The organism is Pseudomonas sp. GW821-FHT02H09 (assembly GCF_059421425.1).
Genome location: NZ_JBWKVA010000013.1, coordinates 1 through 16,797, shown reverse-complemented (window position 1 = coordinate 16,797; position 16,797 = coordinate 1). Strand labels below are relative to the sequence as shown.

11 protein-coding genes and 3 pseudogenes are annotated in these 16,797 nt (G+C 56.9%); 9 read left to right on the top strand and 5 right to left on the bottom strand.

The features are described 5' to 3' along the window. Positions 1–9 precede the first annotated feature (9 nt). The 3 genes from AC07VR_RS18085 to AC07VR_RS18075 form a co-directional block, all read right to left on the bottom strand. Entirely contained in the window at positions 10–1,896 is a 1,887-nt protein-coding gene (locus AC07VR_RS18085; protein WP_495012037.1) for an FAD-dependent oxidoreductase, read from the bottom strand. Between the two features lie 303 nt (positions 1,897–2,199). Beyond that, on the bottom strand, positions 2,200–4,911 hold the full coding sequence (locus tag AC07VR_RS18080) for a helix-turn-helix transcriptional regulator (RefSeq protein WP_495012036.1): 2,712 nt from the start codon (positions 4,909–4,911) through the stop codon (positions 2,200–2,202). A 146-nt stretch (positions 4,912–5,057) separates the two neighbouring features. Next, the gene (locus AC07VR_RS18075) at positions 5,058–6,719 is read right to left on the bottom strand and encodes an AMP-binding protein (RefSeq protein WP_495012035.1); all 1,662 of its coding nucleotides are present in this window, start codon (positions 6,717–6,719) and stop codon (positions 5,058–5,060) included. A 405-nt stretch (positions 6,720–7,124) separates the two neighbouring features. Between AC07VR_RS18075 and tcuB the strand changes: the two are divergent. Continuing rightward, positions 7,125–7,465: pseudogene (tcuB, locus tag AC07VR_RS18070) on the top strand (tricarballylate utilization protein TcuB); the annotation flags it as partial. 4 nt (positions 7,466–7,469) lie between these two features. Here the strand turns inward: tcuB and AC07VR_RS18065 are convergent. Then, positions 7,470–7,703 (bottom strand): annotated as a pseudogene (locus AC07VR_RS18065) (AzlC family ABC transporter permease); the annotation flags it as partial. Positions 7,704–7,913: 210 nt separating this feature from the next. Here AC07VR_RS18065 and AC07VR_RS18060 point away from each other — a divergent pair. The 7 genes from AC07VR_RS18060 (at position 7,914) to AC07VR_RS18030 (ending at position 15,527) form a co-directional block, all read left to right on the top strand. Then, on the top strand, positions 7,914–8,378 hold the full coding sequence (locus tag AC07VR_RS18060; protein WP_495012034.1) for a MarR family winged helix-turn-helix transcriptional regulator: 465 nt from the start codon (positions 7,914–7,916) through the stop codon (positions 8,376–8,378). After that, positions 8,371–9,576 carry an HlyD family secretion protein gene (locus AC07VR_RS18055; protein WP_495012033.1) on the top strand — a complete coding sequence of 402 codons (1,206 nt, stop codon included), beginning with the start codon at positions 8,371–8,373 and terminating at the stop codon, positions 9,574–9,576. Before AC07VR_RS18060 ends, AC07VR_RS18055 begins: the two co-directional genes overlap by 8 nt. Continuing rightward, positions 9,569–11,107 carry a DHA2 family efflux MFS transporter permease subunit gene (locus AC07VR_RS18050; protein WP_495012032.1) on the top strand — a complete coding sequence of 513 codons (1,539 nt, stop codon included), beginning with the start codon at positions 9,569–9,571 and terminating at the stop codon, positions 11,105–11,107. Before AC07VR_RS18055 ends, AC07VR_RS18050 begins: the two co-directional genes overlap by 8 nt. 515 nt (positions 11,108–11,622) lie before the next feature. Continuing rightward, positions 11,623–12,840 carry a DUF3422 domain-containing protein gene (locus AC07VR_RS18045; RefSeq protein ID WP_495012031.1) on the top strand — a complete coding sequence of 406 codons (1,218 nt, stop codon included), beginning with the start codon at positions 11,623–11,625 and terminating at the stop codon, positions 12,838–12,840. Positions 12,841–13,124: 284 nt separating this feature from the next. After that, positions 13,125–13,316, top strand: coding sequence for a 4-oxalocrotonate tautomerase (locus tag AC07VR_RS18040; protein ID WP_495012030.1), 192 nt, complete (start codon positions 13,125–13,127; stop codon positions 13,314–13,316). A gap of 47 nt (positions 13,317–13,363) precedes the next feature. After that, positions 13,364–14,212 carry a VOC family protein gene (locus AC07VR_RS18035; RefSeq protein ID WP_495012029.1) on the top strand — a complete coding sequence of 283 codons (849 nt, stop codon included), beginning with the start codon at positions 13,364–13,366 and terminating at the stop codon, positions 14,210–14,212. Between the two features lie 4 nt (positions 14,213–14,216). Beyond that, positions 14,217–15,527, top strand: coding sequence for an NAD(P)/FAD-dependent oxidoreductase (locus tag AC07VR_RS18030; protein ID WP_495012028.1), 1,311 nt, complete (start codon positions 14,217–14,219; stop codon positions 15,525–15,527). A 15-nt stretch (positions 15,528–15,542) separates the two neighbouring features. Here AC07VR_RS18030 and AC07VR_RS18025 read toward each other — a convergent pair whose 3' ends face one another. Further along, positions 15,543–16,208, bottom strand: a complete 666-nt coding sequence (locus AC07VR_RS18025) for a GntR family transcriptional regulator (protein WP_495012027.1) — start codon at positions 16,206–16,208, stop codon at positions 15,543–15,545. A gap of 164 nt (positions 16,209–16,372) precedes the next feature. Here AC07VR_RS18025 and AC07VR_RS18020 point away from each other — a divergent pair. After that, a pseudogene (locus AC07VR_RS18020) lies at positions 16,373–16,797 on the top strand (trifunctional transcriptional regulator/proline dehydrogenase/L-glutamate gamma-semialdehyde dehydrogenase); the annotation flags it as partial.

The window sequence follows — 16,797 nt, the reverse complement described above, 5'->3', positions numbered from 1 at the left end:
ACATCAGTCTTATTGTTTTTTCTTTGCAACGGTATTCAAACCGATGTTCTGAGGCACCATCGCGGCGATAACTTCGGACGGCACGATACTGTCGAATTTCTTGCCTTTCTCGAAACTCCACTCACCGTCCGGCTTCACCGAGACCACCGTATTGAACAAACCGATACTGTTGTCGGTATCCGGGTAATCCGTGCGCAAGTTCATGCCTCGCGTTTCCTTGCGCAGTAACGCGGCATAAGAGGCTCCCAGCGCGCAATAGAGCATGCTCTCTGCCTCGAACGCGTCCCGCCACTCGCAATTCATGCGATAAGACTTATCAGCGACGTACATTCTGGGGATGTCTTCAAGCTTGATGCGATTCAGCTCGGCGATGATCTCCTGAATTTTCGCCTCATCTTTTAGCGGACCGTTTTGCCGATCCCAATACGTTTGCTGAATGCTCTTCATGACATGCCGAGGCCTGATCGGCGCCTGCGGTTCACGGTCCAGCATGTCGTAGGCCTTGTCGAGAATGCCCTTGATCTGGTCCTCGGGGACTTTCGGCATCGCGATTTCATCGGCGATTTTTGCGGCGCCGTTGGCGGCCATCCACCCCCCCGTTTGCGCCGCCACCTGGGCCATCCCGCCAACCGCGCCTGGTGCCGCACCGGCGAAGAACATCCCCGGGATGATGGTCATGGAGTTCGACGACAAATCACGTGGACAGCCTGCACTGTCCCAAGTCTGCGGCACTACCTCGATGAGTTGAGGCATCTGGTAACCCATCACAGCCTTCTGGCGCTGCTCGCTACGCCGGTAGTAACGGGGCATCACCGGTGCGCAATCCTTGTCCATCAGGCAACCGCCGTTTGCCGTGGTGCGCCCATGCAGCCGCATGCCATACATGAGTTTCATGGTCGCGCCCATGGACAGGAACGGCACTTCCACGTCCTTGAGCATTTCGTCCCAAGAAATCCCATCCACGTCATAGATCATATTGCGCGGCGTCTGCAGCGCGTCGAAATTGAGGTTGCCCATGGTTTGCCGCACGCCCATGGGCGTCCATTGCGAGGCATCACCACAGAACTGTTCCATGTCTGCCATCGGCACACCATGCTTGAGCAGCAATGCAGTGCCATCGCCCGTGCATTCCTTGCCGGCCATGGACTCGGCACCCATCCCATTCCATCCGGTGATCCAGCAATAGCTGCCCGTCGCCATGACCGTGGTTTTCGAGCGGAAGACCCGAGGTGTGCCGTGAATCATGTCGATCGCGATGGCGCCAGCAGCGTGCCCGTCTTCAGAAAGTAGGATGTCGACGACGTAGGTATTATCGAAAATTTCGGTAACGTTTCCGTTACGCTGGCACCATTGCGCCATCATCCGTGGCCAGAACCCTTGGTCATGGGTCACCGGAAATTCATGGTGCGGTTCGTTGTGGCTGTATACGGTACCGTCTTCGTTGTACAGCGGAATACTGCCGTACTTCAATGCGTTGGCGATGACTTTTTCTTCTTTCTGGGCTTTGAGGATGTGATAGAAGTACGGCTGGTTGAGCAGCCCTTCACAGACCATATCCATGACCGCCACGGTCTTGGCAACGGTTTCATCGTCATCGGAGCTGAACTCCATACTCTGATAGGTGTGGCCCCAATTTATCCCCGAGGAGCCTGAGTGTCCGAAGACACCTTTGTCGACAATAATTGCTGTTTTACCGAGGCTGACAGCTCGCAGAGCTGCTTCCATACCTGCGATTCCACCACCGATTACCAGAACGTCACACTCATGGGTTTGAACGGGATCATAGTCTCGGGGGGCAGTTCGTGGCTCGGCCTTGCGCTTCTCACCCTGCACGTTGCGCTCATCAGTGCCCCCTTTTTTGACTCGCAGGTATTCCCGTCTCGAAAAATTGCCCATTCTGATTCACCGTTCTCCAATGGTGCCGCTGGCAGTTCATTCCTCACGTCAACACACCAAGCGACGTCATGTCTGAACCACTATTGGCCTACACCACGATTCTGTGGCGCACGCGCCTGGCTTCCAATCGCGGGAATCCGGGAATATTTGTCGGAAAATGAAAATGATATCCGTGACGCAAGCGCTATGCGCTTGTCCAGCGCTGGCCCGCAGGCCATAAGAATCAGGATTTGGAAAAGCTCATGACCTCAGGGAGAGGGGGACGGGAGAGCCCCGCCCCTATCTACCCGGTTCGAGAAATGATTACAGCAGGCCGCATTCACGCGCTTTAGCGACGGCGTGGGTACGATTTTTCGCGTTTAACTTCGAGTAAATCCGCCGTAAATGGGTTTCGACGGTGTTCTCGCTCATTATGAGCTTGCGACTAAGTTCCTTGTTCGAAGCGCCGTCTCCAAGGAGCCTCATGATTTGCAGCTCACGCTGACTCAGATTGGTTTTGGGTTTCTGTTCATTACCCATGTCCGAGATATTGCCTGGAATGAACGCAACGTTGGTGTCGGCCGTTGCTTTGATCAACGCCATGATAAAGTTTCTTGAAACACGCTTGGAGCGTAATTCGAGCATTTCCAGTAATGGCATGAGCAACCATGCGTCATCCGCAATAACGCGGAACAATCCCTTGGGCTCCGCAAAAACGAGCGTCTTTTCCAGGACCTCGAGGGCCTGTGGTCGCTTGCGTGCCGCGTCCAGAGCTTGAGCCAGGAGACAGCGCAAACGCACAAGCCGTCGGGATCGATGCTTCTCCTCGGCTTCACTGATCGCCTCTAGCAGTTCGCCCACCAGCCCGGCACCGTTCCCAGATACCAACCCAATCCGTACCCTCGCAACAAAGGGGTCGTCCAGATCATCTGAATAGGGAAACATCCCCTTCCACTTTTCCCAGATACCAGGCTCGGCCAATAGCAGATACAAGCGGTTTGCAGCAGCCGTATCCCCTGCACGTAAGGCCAGGCGTAACTTGCCCTGGCGCGCGCCGGCCGCCAGCCTGGGTACGCCGCGTAGGTCGCCAAGATCCTGCAAAGCGTCCAATGTTTCCAGTGCTTCACTCTGGCGCCCACGAAGGAAATGCACCCGTGCAGCGACACGGTAGGTGGTAATCAGCTGGTCCGGCAAGCAGTAGTCGCGGATCATCGATAGGTAGTGAGTCAACAGGATCTCGACCGAATCCAGATCGTTTAACTCATACCGAGCCTCAATAAGAAACGCAGCCGCCACCGCCGTCGAGTTAGTGAATCGGTCCCCCGTTTCAATAAGACCACAAAGGGTGGAATTGAAACGAGCCTCCGCCTGAATGACACTGCCTTCGAGCATCTCAACGGCGCCTTCCAGGCATTGGCTGTAGCTGAAGCCGTAGATAGACTGAACGGGTTGAAGATCGTGCTTTGCAGCAGCCAATTGCTGGAGAGCAGCATGGTAGTTGCCCAGGGCCATTTCGTGGATCGCTGCCGTGTTTCTGAGCAGCCCTATAAAATATGGCGACGCCCCCTGAAAAGATGGCAGCGCTACTTTTGCCGTCTCCAAAGCCGAGGGATCATCAGACCACCCGCCGATCATGACTCGCAATGCTGTTAGGTCATAGGCAAATGGCCCGGGTACCAGCCCCATTCCCTCCAGCCTGGCCAGCAATGCCCAAGCCCCTTTGTACTGATGCAGGAACACCATCGCATAAGCAGCGGCAATAAGCAGTTGGGGTTGCTTGCCAACAACGTCATCAGGCAATAGTTTGATCCACTCATGCACCAGCCGGAATTGGCCATCGCGCAGAAACTCGTTGGCCCTCGCGACCATGATCTCAGCTGCGTATTCGAAATTATTAGCTTCGATAGCATGATTGACGGCTTGCAACCCCTGCCCTGTCCGATCCAGCCAGCGGGCGGAACGAAGATGCCACTGCGCCAGCGCAGCGGTAAAACCGGAGCGCGAGAGCTGGTTTTTCAGGAAATCGCGAAACAGCGGATGGTAACGATACCAGACATGGTCGGCATCGATCGTCTGCAAAAACAGGTTGCCCTTCTCGATCTGCTCGATGATTGCGCCGCTGTCGGTGCGTTCGAAGACCTCGTCGCACATCGCCGGGCAAAAGGCTTCAAACAGGCTCGACTGAATTAGAAACTCTCGCTGTGCACTAGGCAGTCGTGTCAGAACGTCCTCTGCAAGGTAATCAGCAATCTCCTGGCTCGGCCCCGGAAGCCCATTGAGTACGACTGCAGAACTCGCTCCGTTCATCAATGCCGCCGTGGAAAGCTGAAGCGCAACAGCCCACCCATCGGTTCTTTCCTGTATCAGGCTTAAATTACCCTCGCCCACATCCCTCTTCAAACGGCTTGTGAGGTAGGCACGCGTTTCCTCTTGGGAAAACCGCAAATCCTGCGCCTGCATCTCAAGAAGCTTACCCTGAACACGTAACTTTCCAAGTGGCAGCTGGGTCTTTTGACGACTGCCAATGATCAGCCGTTGGCCTTCGGTCAGATTCGAGATCAGACTGGTCACCAAAGCGAGTACGTCAGGAGAGGAGATACGTTCGAAGTCGTCGATGAACAGCGCCAGCGGCTCCTCGAACAAACTCAGTGCATCGAGAAGCTCATAGGGACGCCCCGTCAGTACCTCACTTGCCTTCTCGATTGCGGATGAGTCATCGATCGGCCTGGCATGCTCCGGCAGTAATGCCACCAGGCAGCGCCAGAGGTAGTTGGCGAAAGATGCAATGTCATTGTCAGCGGCGTCCACCGTCAACCAGCCGACCTTGATGCCCTCGTTCACCATCCGCTTGGCCAGGAGAGTCATGGCGGTAGACTTGCCATAGCCTGCCGGAGCACTGACCAAAACAAAATTTGCGCGACTCTCAAGGACTCGGCTGCAAAAATCATTGCGCGGTGTGAGCTCCAGACCTGTGTTTGGCGGTCTGAGCTTGGACTGGATGATACGCCCGTGTTGCAAAGAGGTAGTAGAGTGCATTTTTATAATTATCGTGGCTAGGCCTTGGCTTCGAGGATATACCATACCCGGCCCCTTTGAAGCCAAAATGACTGCGGACCAAGGCCTGATAGACGTTCAGGTTTTAGAATTGCCTTCCGCAACCTCTCTAGCGCCAGTCTTCGGACTCACATCGACGGCCGCCCTTCCTCAGTCATTACATCGTCGTCCATTGCATTCAATTCAACGATAGAGGCTCGCTTGGGCCATATATCCGCAGCGTCATACACGTTTTCTGATCGCTCGTCGAACGCCTGAAGCAGAAAGCGCTCAATCGGCTTTTCAGAGACCGTTTTGGGAATCTCGTCAACGACCTGCAAATAGCTTGGTACCGAATTAGGCTCCAACTGCGCTCGGCAGAGCGTGAACAACCGCGCCACATCCAACCCGTTTGGATCCGTGGGCACAACCGCGGCCACTACATCCTTTTCACCTGGTGAACCTGACTGGGACCGGACCCCGTACACAAAAACATCAGCTACCAGTGGACTTTCAGCAAGAAGCTTTTCGATGCGAGCCGGATTCACGAATTCGCCATTGTGACGAATGGCGGCACCTGCGCGAAAATCGAAAAACAGCCAACCATTCTCATCGAGGTGTCCGATGTCACCGGTGCGCAGCCAACCACCGCGCACCTTTTTGCCGGAAGCCTCCGGATCATGCAGGTACTCCACATCAGGTGGGGTACCGTCGGCAAGTTGAAAAATTATTTCGCCCCGCGTGCCCACCGGAACGTCTGCGCCATAGTTATCGACCAGACGAATCTTTAAACCGGCAGGAGGCTTGCCGATACTGCCTACAGGTCCCTCATCTACTGGTTTTATGGTCAATCCGCCCTCCACCGCCGCATAAAACTCCAAGATACGAACGTTGAAGCGCTGTTCAAAATGCTCCCAGATATCACTGGGCATTCCTGCGCTGATGACAAATCTCACTGGGTTTGATGAATCCATCTCGGAAGGTGGTTCACTGTAGATGGCGGTCGTCATTCCCCCCAGTAAGTTGAAAACTGTGCAATTGTATTTTCTAACGATGCTCCACAATCGCGATCTGGTAAATTTGCGACTGAATACGGCGCGCATTCCAGATTTCAAACTGCACGCCAGTGTTACCAGTTGCGCATTGCCATGGGTCAACGACAGTCCGCTGTAGGGTCGATCATCGGGCCTATAACCCAGAGCGTCGTGCCAGCTTGCGACGATACCCCAGCGACCATGAGTCATTACCACGCCTTTTGGTTCGCCCGTAGTACCGGAGGTGTACATAATCTCCATGGGCTCCATGGGATCTTTCACAACGGTTTCCAATAACGGTACTGGCCCTTCAAATATCTCTTTCATACCGCGCACGCGCGTCAACGGTGTAGCTTGGAGCTCTTGGCCATCTGAGTTTAAAACCCAAACCCATTCCAAACACGGCACGTCTTGCTTTACTTCCTGGACGGCGTCGATGGTGTAGTCGGTGCAAATGACGCCCTTGCAGCCAGCGTGCGTCAGCATATACACCAGCTTTTCACCTCGCGTGCGAGGATCAATTGGAACGAATGTAAGTCCCGCAATTGAAGCACCTACCATCGCTTCCACGAACTCGGGATGGTTGTGCATGAGGATCGCGAAACAATCACCTGGTTCCATGGCCTCCCTACGAAACGCCCCAGCTATCTGCCGGCCATGATTCCAGAGATCGCCATAAGTACGGATATCTACGGGCTGATCGTCATTCTCGAAGGTAAGGACATCCAGATCAGGATGAGTTTCCGCCCGATTGGCAATCAAGTTAGCCAGAATCAATTCATTTCTATTTGGCATAATGAATTCGCATTATTTCCATGATTGGCTCAACCGATACATCACGCAGCGATACACACCGTGAATATCCGCCTCAAGCCTGAAACGGGAGGAGCCGGCATGCACCCATAGACTCTGCTCATGGCGCAAATCATTGGGCCGCGCACTATGACTTGCAATCGCGGAAACCCGGTAGGAAGTACGCCAAGCGGGGCACGGAACTCCGTGACAATCCGTGAGCCCAGCCGCTCTAGGGCAGAAGTCGCAGCTACACCCCAATGAGAGATGAGCGGATTCCTCCCTTCCGTAATACGGTTGTTCAACTAGCAGTACCGGAAGTCCGCATTTACTTGCTCGATCTCAGCGCCAACGATGGCCTTGATATGCAACTGTTAAGCGTCGAGCGGGTTGATTCCGGTGCTGAATTTCGACGAAAGCGAAGTCCAATGGCAGATGAGCATCAGCAATGCCTGCCGCTATTGCGAAGGCTTCTGCGCGGTCTTCCCTGCGATGACCCGATGTCTGGAGTTTGCACAGGCTGGTCAGTACGCTGCGCCACACGAGTTCGCGATCAATGTGCCCAAGGTCATGGCCAAAATCCGCCTCGATACCTACGCCGAATACGGCCGCAGGTGATGGGCAAATTGTATCAGCGCAACGGCCTGACTTTGGCGCTTGCTTCTGGTGCGGACCTGGCTTTGTTTCTATGCCTGACCCTGATGATCATGGGCAACCTATTCACGGCAATCCACTTAACGACCATGTCTCGGGGATGCTTACGCCCAGATACACACCGGTTAATACCGCCAGCTGCCAAACCAGCCACATTGCAACAGCAGTACCGGCATAAAAATGGTGCGAGAACTGACCGAGCTCACCCGAGGGAAACTTCAGGCTGCAAAGCGCAAAAGACTGATCAGATAGCAGGTAGGACATGGGCCACGTCTAGCGACGGGGCAAGTGGAGAAAAGGGGCTAACTGATTTGACCTAACCCAAGAATTGATGCGTGGGACGCGAAGGGGTTCTGAATGGCCCGGCTGCGACCTTGCAGCGCGGCTCCCCCTTTGTTCCACAATCGATTTTAATTGCTCTGTTCAAAGCCATCACTAACCTTGTCATTGAAGAATTTTCTTCTTTTTGCCGCAAAAATAGATAGTATGCTAATTACAAGCTAGCTCTTTGTGAGAAATCTCGGCATGACTGACGCATTGACACTAAGTTTCGCCCTGCATGACAGCGCTCGATTGATGCGCAAGCGCTTTGAACAACGTGCGCGACACGTCGGACTTACCCGTTCGCAGTGGCAAGTGCTGGCCATGTTGTCGACCCATGAGGGGATTCATCAAAAAGGGCTCGCGGACTTGCTGGAGTTGGAGTCAATCACCCTTGTGCGTCTGCTGGACAAAATGGCAGAACGCGGGTTGATCGAACGGCGCCGTCACGCAACAGATCGCCGCCTGTCCCTGCTGTTTTTGACCACCCAAGCTCATCCGTTGCTGGAGCTGATGCGTGGCATGGGCCAACTGACACGCCAGGAGGCTACGAAAGGTTTCTCAGAGGAAGAAAATCAACTGCTGTTGCAGATGATGAAGCGGGTAAGGTCCAATCTGATCGATGCCTGCAGTCTTCCCATTGAAGAGGAGGCACGTCTTCATGGCTGATCAAAACCTGAAGTCGGCCCCGGACCTTGTGGTGAGACCCACTGTTTCACGGATGGAAAGTCCCTCTTCAACCGAGGCGCCCAAATCAAACCTTGGCCAAGCTGAAGGCATGCAAAGTGATGCGCCCCCCGCCCGTTCAAAACGACAGCGCACGCGGATAGCGCTGTTTACATTGCTACCCATCGGGCTTCTTGTCGGTGGTTACCTATACGCCACAGGTGGGCAGATCATTTCGACCGACAACGCTTACATTCAGGCCGATCACGTGGGTGTCTCCACCGATGTATCGGGCCTCGTGGCCTCGGTCGATGTCAAAGACAATCAGCGGGTCACCCAGGGTCAAGTGCTGTTCACCCTGAAGCCGGAGCCTTTTGAAATTGCGTTGGCAAGCGCCAAGGCGCAATTGGGCAACGTGCGTAACCAGATCCTCAACCTCAAAGCCAATTACAACCAAGCGCTGGCCGAAATCGATCAGGCACAAATTGACCTCCCGTACTACCAGACCAGCTTCCAGCGCCAGCAAACCCTGCTCAGCGTTTCTGCGGTGTCCAAAACCAATTACGACGACGCCAAGCACGCGCTGGACAGCACCCGGCAAAAAATTGCCGTCGCCAAGGCCACGGCACAAATGGTACTTGCACAATTGGGTGGGCACATCGATACACCCGTAGAACAACAACCCACGTATCTACAGGCCCAGGCCGCAGTTGACGAGGCGCAGCGCAACCTGACCAACTCAGTGGTCACGGCGCCGTTCGACGGTATCGTGACCAACGTTGATTCGTTGCAAGTTGGTTCTTATCTGCAACCGCCACAATCCGGCATCAGCCTGGTGTCGGCTGATAATCTGTGGGTCGCTGCGTCGCCCAAGGAAACCGAACTGACCCATATGAAACCCGGCCAGCCCGTCGATATCAGCGTGGACAGTTACCCTGGCGTTCGGTGGCACGGCACAGTCGAAAGCATCAGCCCTGCATCGGGTTCAAGCTTCTCGCTGCTGCCAGCGCAGAACACCACTGGCAATTGGGTCAAGGTTGTGCAGCGTATTCCCGTACGCATCAGCATCGATGATGCAGGTCAAAAACCGTCACTGCGCACCGGCATGAGCGTGGAAGCCCGGATCAATACAGGCAAGGCGCGTGGTCTTCGGGAAATGTTCTCGGGATCGTTTGCCGGCAAGGCTACCGCCCATGAATGATCCGGCAGTGACTGAGCCGGTGACCCATCGCGGGATGATTACCGTCTGCGTTGTGTTGGCGGTGATCATGCAAGCGCTGGACACGACGATTGCCAACGTCGCCCTGCCCTACATGCAAGGCAGTATCTCGGCCAGTTCGGACCAGATTAACTGGGTGCTGACCTCCTACATCGTCGCGGCCGCGATCATGACGCCGCCGTCTGCATTTCTCGCCAGACGTTTCGGTCGCAGGCGCGTGCTGCTTTGGGCGATTATCGGCTTCGTCATCTCGTCGATTCTTTGCGGGCTCGCGCAATCGCTGGAACAAATCATTCTTTTCCGTCTGATGCAAGGCCTTGCGGGCGCGGCGTTAGTGCCTTTATCCCAGGGCATTCTGTTAGATATCTATAGTTTCAAGGAGCGCGGTTCAGCCATGGCGCTGTTCGGTGTATCGATCATGGTCGGCCCCGTGCTGGGTCCGATGCTCGGCGGCTGGCTGACTGACAATTTCAGCTGGCGGTGGGTGTTTTTCATCAACTTGCCGATTGGTTTGCTGGCGCTGACCGGAATCATCTATTACGTCAGCGAATCGCCAACCGACACATCGTCGCGCCTGGACTGGCTAGGTTTTGGTTCGCTGAGTGTGGCGATCATGGCTCTACAACTGTTACTGGACCGTGGCGAACAATTGGGCTGGTTCTCTTCCGGTGAAATCCTGATTGAAGCTGTGGTGGCCGTTGCCGCCATTTATGTGTTTCTGGTCCACACCTTCACCACCGACGCCCCCTTTATCAGCCCAACGCTGTTCAAGGACCGTAATTTTTCGATCAGCGTCATCTTTATTTTCATCGTCGGAATCACCTCCCTGGCCTCGCTAGCGTTGATGACTCCCTACCTGCAAACCCTAATGGGCTATCCGGTGATGACCGCCGGCATGGTAATGGGGCCTCGTGGGTTGGGCACAATGCTGACCATGTTCCTCGCTGGTCGGTTGCTAGGCAAAGTTGATACACGTCTGTTACTGCTGATTGGCCTGGGTTTGTCAGCACTGTCCATGTGGCTGATGACCAGTTGGACGCCCAATGTGTCGATACAAACCATTATTTATGTCGGTTTCATTCAAGGCACCAGCCTGGGAATGCTTTTCGTGCCGCTGACCACGGTTGCCTTCGCGACATTGCCGGCCTCGTTGCGAGCAGAAGGTACTGGGCTTTTCAGCCTGTCGCGAAATGTCGGATCCAGCGTCGGGATTTCCATCGTGACCGTGCTACTTGCCCAGAACATCCAGGTCAACCACGCGGAAATAGGTGCCTACGTCACCCCATTCAACCGGATCTTCGACGCCTGGCCGATCAAGAGTTATCTGGACCCGATGGTCGCGTCCGGCCGCGCAACCCTGGACGCAATGATCACGGTACAAGCCAGTTGGGTCGCATACCTGGATGACTTCAAGCTGCTGATGGTGTTGTCGCTGGCGGTCATGCCGCTGCTGCTGATTATTAAAAGTCCCAAGGCCCAGGCGAACGACGAGTCGATGCCGGTTGTGGAGTAGCTCAAATGTACCGCAGAAAATCCCCTCCCAGGTCGAGCTCATCAACGTCGACCACATGGGCTGGATTTTCTTTCGCTATATAATCCTCCACACATTCAGACCACAAAGTCCCTTGCGTCCGAGTCTCTTCAATGAATCGCGTCATGGTCTCCCTGATACATTTTCGAAGATCAGAGGGTCAGACAATCGCAGATGTTTTCGCGCAAACTAGTTGATTGGGGGCCGCTCGCAGACTGCAAAGCGCCGCAGGCATATTGGGGCGAAGCTCAAGCATTCAAAATTCACTTACACACACGCCCCTACCAGCGGATCGCGCCAACCTCCCCCTCCTTATCACCTACATCTGCCCGGAAATGTATCGATTACCATTAGTGACTCGTGAGTTCGTTAGCCTGTCCCATCAACAACAGCCGTCGAGCAATGCCTGAAGCGTGTACGCCCCGCTAAGAAGGGGGCTAGCTAGCGGGGGGCGTTGATCGCAAGTGCCAAGAACAATTCCAAAGTGGCCGAACCTCATGCATCCCCAAAGAAAAACCCTGCACAATGAACTGCACGCACGCCCGTCCCTGTATTTCGACGAACCGGCCCATGTGTTTCATCTGGCCTTCCTCGGCGGGGACCAGGAGTGCAATGCGCTGCTGGAGCACTGCTGTCCTGCCCCGTTCGATCCTCATGCCGTCCAAGGCATCACCCAGCTCGACGGCCACCCACTGAAATGGGAACGCCACGCCGAGTTCTTCACCCTGACCCTGGTGGTCACTTCATCCAGCGATGACCTGTCCTGGACATCGCTGCCCAAGGTGCTGGCGCAAAAGGTCGAAGTGCATTTGCCGGAGCTGATCAACTCGGTGCAGATCGTCGTGCGTGGCGAAGCCGGCCTGGACCTCGCCCGCTACGGCTTCAAGGACCCGTGCGGTTCCTGCGTGGGCGGCGGCGATGCGGTGGTCTGGAGCGATTTTCGTCTCAGCGAGGACGGCAGCAACCGCTTCCTGTTCGTCAACCGGCGCCTCAACGCCTACCGCCAAGGGCGGATGATTCGCCGCCTGCTGGAAATCGAGACCTACCGGATGATGGCCTCGCTATGCTTGACCACGGCCAAGGCCTTGAGCGCGCAACTCAATAACTTTGATCAGACCTTGGTCACCCTTTCCGAGCGTAACGCCGGAGCCGACAGCGGTAACGCCAAAGCCCTACTGGCGGATATCTCCAGCCTTTCAGCCCAGGTGGTCAGCAGTACCGCGAAAACCCGCCACCGCTTCAGTGCCACCCAGGCCTATGCCCAACTGGTGTTCGAGCGCCTGGGCGAACTGCGGGAAAGTCATGTGGGGGATTGCCAGCGCCTCGGAGTGTTCATCGAACGCCGCTTCAAGCCCACCGTCAGGTACTGCGCCGTCACCGAACAACGCCTGGAGCACCTGGCCAAAAGCGTGGCCAACCTGGGCGATCTGTTGCAAGCTCGGGTGCAGGTGGAAATGGAAGAACAGAACTCGGAGATCCTTAAAAACCTGAACACCCGCGCCGATGCCCAGATCAAGATCCAGCGCGCCGTGGAAGGCCTGTCGATTATCGCCATCACCTACTACCTGCTGAACCTGCTCAAGCTTGGCTACTCGGGGTTGCACCTGCTCGGCGCCGAGGTGGCCCCGCGGGAGGCCATGTTGGCCATGACGCCCCTCGCAATCGGCATCCTTGCGCTGATTATTCTGCGCATCAAGAAAGTTAAAGAGCATTGATACGGCGAATCGCAGGGATGCTGAACACTGTCTCAAGCAAGCGCCATTGGCTGGCGTAAGAGCCGAAAAAGCGCCAATCACGCCTGAATATCGGAACATTTAGTATACTATTGCTAGATATAGGATACTTTGATACCGTTGAGCGTGCCCACAGTTGCAACCAGGCTCTGCGGGTTGCACATAACAACAAGACTGTTGCAACCCGCTCTGTCAATTCAGGATTTGCTACGACGACATCGGTATACGATTTTAATTTTTAAGATACCATTCACCAGGAGCATCCCATGCCCATCGTTCGCGTCGAACTTTGCCCCGGCCGTACCCAGGAACAAAAAGCCCAATACATGCACGAAGTCACTCGCTTGACGGCTGAAGTGCTGAACTGCTCCGTGGAGTCCATCGATGTGATTTTTTCCGAGATCCCTGCCCATGACTGGGCCCATGCGGGCAAGTTCTACTCCTCTCCCGCAGAGTGATCTGCCCCGAGACAACCGCTCCTTTCTCTTTCCAACAGGGGTCACCCATGAGTATCGGTATTCTCGGTTTCGATCATCCGGTCATCGCTGTGCGCGACCTCGACCACTCCCGTTTGTTGTATGAAAAACTCGGCTTCATGGTGCCGCCCGCCGGACGCCACATCGAGTGGGGCACCGGCAACTGGTGCATCATGTTCGAGCACGACTACCTGGAACATCGCGGCATTGCCGACGCGAGTCGCTATACCCATGGACTGGAGCATTTTCTCGCCGAGCGCGAAGGCCTGATGGGCGTTGCCTTTCGCTCTGATCTGGACAACCGCGACCTGTATCGCAACGCCGTCGACGCCGGTTTGCACCCGGCCGAACCTCGGGAGCTGACGCGCAATTTCGAATTGTCCAGCGGCCCCCTGCCCGTGTCCTTTCGCCTGGTCTTTTTCAACCCTGAGGAAGCCCCGGCGCTCATGGCATCGCTGGTCTGCGAGCACCTGACGCCCGAGCGGCTGCGCCAGCCGGAATTTCTTGTCCACCCCAACAGTGCTCTGGGAATCTTCGAGATGACCTCGGTGGTGGACAGCCTGCAGGGCCTGCACGAGCAACTGCTGCCCTACTTCGGCGCCGACAGCCTGGGGATCAGCGAGCAGCAGATCGAGGTGCGCCTGGCAGACGGCGGGGTTCACCGCGTTCTCACGGAATCCTTGGCCAAGGACAGCGGCTTGATACTCGACGGCGTGACAGCCCCCTACCTGAGCAGCACCGGGGTACGGGTCGCCAGCCTGGATACGCTCAAGCAACTACTGAGCCGCAACCAGGTGCCGTTCGAAGTTCTGCCCGACCGTATTCGGGTGGCCCCGCAGCACGCCTGCGGTATGCTCCTTGACTTCGCCGAGGCCTGAGCCGATGACCCGCAGCGACAATGCCTCACTGCTGGGCGAACCCTTGGGTCTGCCGCCCTCCCTCTGGGCTGACACCGCCATCGCCGCGCCGGCATTAGCTGCGCTGTCAGGCCCGCAGGTGGCCGATGTGCTGATCATCGGCGCGGGCTTCACCGGGTTGTCGGCGGCCATTCACTTGGCCGAGGCCGGCGTCGACTGCATCGTCGTCGATGCCGAGCAACCCGGCTGGGGCGCTTCCGGGCGCAACAATGGCCAGGTCATCGCCGGTCTGAAGCAAGATCCAGAGGTCATCGAGCAACTGTTTCCCGGCGAAGCAGGCCGCAAGCTGGTGCAATTCGGCGACCAGGCACCTGACGAAGTGTTCCGCCTGATCGCCCGCCACGGCATCCCCTGCGCGGCGCGCCAGCAAGGCTGGATTCAACCGGCCTGCACCCGCGCCGGCATCAAGGCCGTGCGGGCACGCTGCGCATCCTGGCAGCAGCGCGGCGTCAATGCGCAGCTCCTGGAAGGCGAGCACCTGCATGGCCTACTCGGCACCCGCGGCTACAGTCTGGGCTGGATCGACCCGCGAGGCGGCTCGCTGCAACCCTTGAGTTACGCCCGCGGCCTGGCACAAGTGGCGCTGCAATTGGGGGTCAGAATCCACGCCCCGACCAAGGTCGACTCCTTGCGTCAAGAGCAAGGCGAGTGGCTGGCCAGCACCGCCACAGGGCAAGTCAGAAGCCGGCAAGTGATCGTCGCCACCGGGGCTTACGCAGAACAATTGGTACCCGGCTTGCGCACCTCGTTCGTTCCGGTGCGCACCGCACAGATCGCCACCGAACCGCTACCGGCCGCCATGCAAGCGGCGATCCTGCCCCTGGGCCAAGTGGCATCGGACACCCGTCAATTGCTGACCTCGTTTCGCCTGTCACCCGATGGCCGTCTGGTCATGGGTGGCTCGGGGGCCACAGCGGGCCTGGACCATTCGCGGATCGTGCCCGGTCTGCAATGTGTCGGCGAACAACTGTTCAGCCCTTTGGGCCGCCTGCAGTGGGCCTACCAGTGGAGCGGCTATTTCGCGGTAACCAGCGATCACCTGCCCCATGTCCACGAGCCGGCTCGGCAACTGCACATTGCCGTGGGGTGCAACGGTCGGGGGATCGCCATTTCCACGGCGCTCGGCAAGCAGTTGGCGAACCGGGTACTGGGGCTCTCAACGGACGAGTTGCAGGTGCCGGTGTCGTCGATCAGGTCGATTGCATTCCACCGCTTCCGTGGGCTCGGTGTCCAGGCGGCGACTTTTTACAAACGTCTCCAGGACCGCCTGGACTGACCCCTGGCACAGGGCTCAGGAGAGGTTTTCGCTCGGTCGATTGCGGAAATAGCCCTGAACTTCGCGCTGGGTCTGCTCAATGTGCTTGCGCAACAGGGCCACCGCCAAGGCGCCGTCACCCTGCTCACAAGCATCGAGGATCTGCACATGCTCCTGATGAGAACGCGAATGGCCAGCGGCCATGGAAACCCGCAGGCGCAGGATACGCCCCATCTGATCCTGCACCGAGCGCGTCATGGCCATGAGACGAGGCCGGTTGGCCGCGGCGTAAAGGCATTCGTGAAAGCGCATGTTGAGGTCGCTCCACTCGTACTGGGTCATAGCCTGATCGTAAGCGGCCAGCAGTTGACGAGCCTTGGCGATATCGCTGGAGGCCATGTTCGGCACAGCCAATTCAAGGGCCCGACACTCCAGGGCAATGCGCATGTCGAGCATCTCGAGGTAGTCGGCCACGGTCAACGTGGCCACGGTGGCGCCGGCATTGGGGGTGATCACCACCAGGCCCTCGGACTGCAGGCGCATCAACGCCTCCCTAACCGGAATCTTGCTCACGCCCATGGCCTGGGCGACCTCGTCCTGGCGAATCGGCGCACCTTCGGCCAGGACGCCGTCCATGATCCGCCGCTTGAGTTCCGTGTAGGCCTTCTGGGTAGCGGTAACGGCTTTCTGGGGAGCGGGCATGGGGGGCAGAGTCCTGTTGTCAGAGGGCTCGGATCGCCGAGCAAGTTTCAAGCCGGTAAGTATACCAATCAGCCATTTGAAATAATATCCGGGCATTTCAGCTGGCTGTCACTTCAACCTACGTGCCCTCGCAAGGCGCACTTTATTGTTTGGAAGGATGGCATATGAGCGCTTCAACCACGGTCGGGGTAAAACTGACCAGCGATTCACGGGACCGCTTGAAGAAAGCCGCCCAGTCGGCCGAACGCACCCCGCACTGGGTCATCAAACAGTTGATTCTCAACTTTATCGAGCGCAGCGAACAGGGTGATTGCGCCCACCATCTGCTCAACCTGGCGGGCCCAGTTGACACTGAAGACCTCGAAGCCCTGGATCCTGCTCTCGGCACGCCAGTGCAACCCTTTCTGGAGTTCGCTGAAAGCATCCTGCCGCAATCGGTCCTGCGCGCCTCTATCACCGCCGCCTACCGTCGCCCGGAGCCGGAAGTGGTGCCGATGCTGATGGAGCAGGCCCGCCTGCCGGCTGCCATGGCTGAGGCCACCAACAAGCTCGCCGCCTCGATCGCCGAGAAACTGCGTAATCAGAAGAG

Bases quoted from the DNA above. Each gene is read 5' to 3' on its own strand.
- AC07VR_RS18085 (WP_495012037.1), bottom strand. From the start codon at position 1,896: ATGGGCAATTTTTCGAGACGGGAATACCTGCGAGTCAAAAAAGGGGGC.
- AC07VR_RS18080 (WP_495012036.1), bottom strand. From the start codon at position 4,911: ATGCACTCTACTACCTCTTTGCAACACGGGCGTATCATCCAGTCCAAG.
- AC07VR_RS18060 (WP_495012034.1), top strand. From the start codon at position 7,914: ATGACTGACGCATTGACACTAAGTTTCGCCCTGCATGACAGCGCTCGA.
- AC07VR_RS18055 (WP_495012033.1), top strand. From the start codon at position 8,371: ATGGCTGATCAAAACCTGAAGTCGGCCCCGGACCTTGTGGTGAGACCC.
- AC07VR_RS18050 (WP_495012032.1), top strand. From the start codon at position 9,569: ATGAATGATCCGGCAGTGACTGAGCCGGTGACCCATCGCGGGATGATT.
- AC07VR_RS18045 (WP_495012031.1), top strand. From the start codon at position 11,623: ATGCATCCCCAAAGAAAAACCCTGCACAATGAACTGCACGCACGCCCG.
- AC07VR_RS18040 (WP_495012030.1), top strand. From the start codon at position 13,125: ATGCCCATCGTTCGCGTCGAACTTTGCCCCGGCCGTACCCAGGAACAA.
- AC07VR_RS18035 (WP_495012029.1), top strand. From the start codon at position 13,364: ATGAGTATCGGTATTCTCGGTTTCGATCATCCGGTCATCGCTGTGCGC.
- AC07VR_RS18030 (WP_495012028.1), top strand. From the start codon at position 14,217: ATGACCCGCAGCGACAATGCCTCACTGCTGGGCGAACCCTTGGGTCTG.
- AC07VR_RS18025 (WP_495012027.1), bottom strand. From the start codon at position 16,208: ATGCCCGCTCCCCAGAAAGCCGTTACCGCTACCCAGAAGGCCTACACG.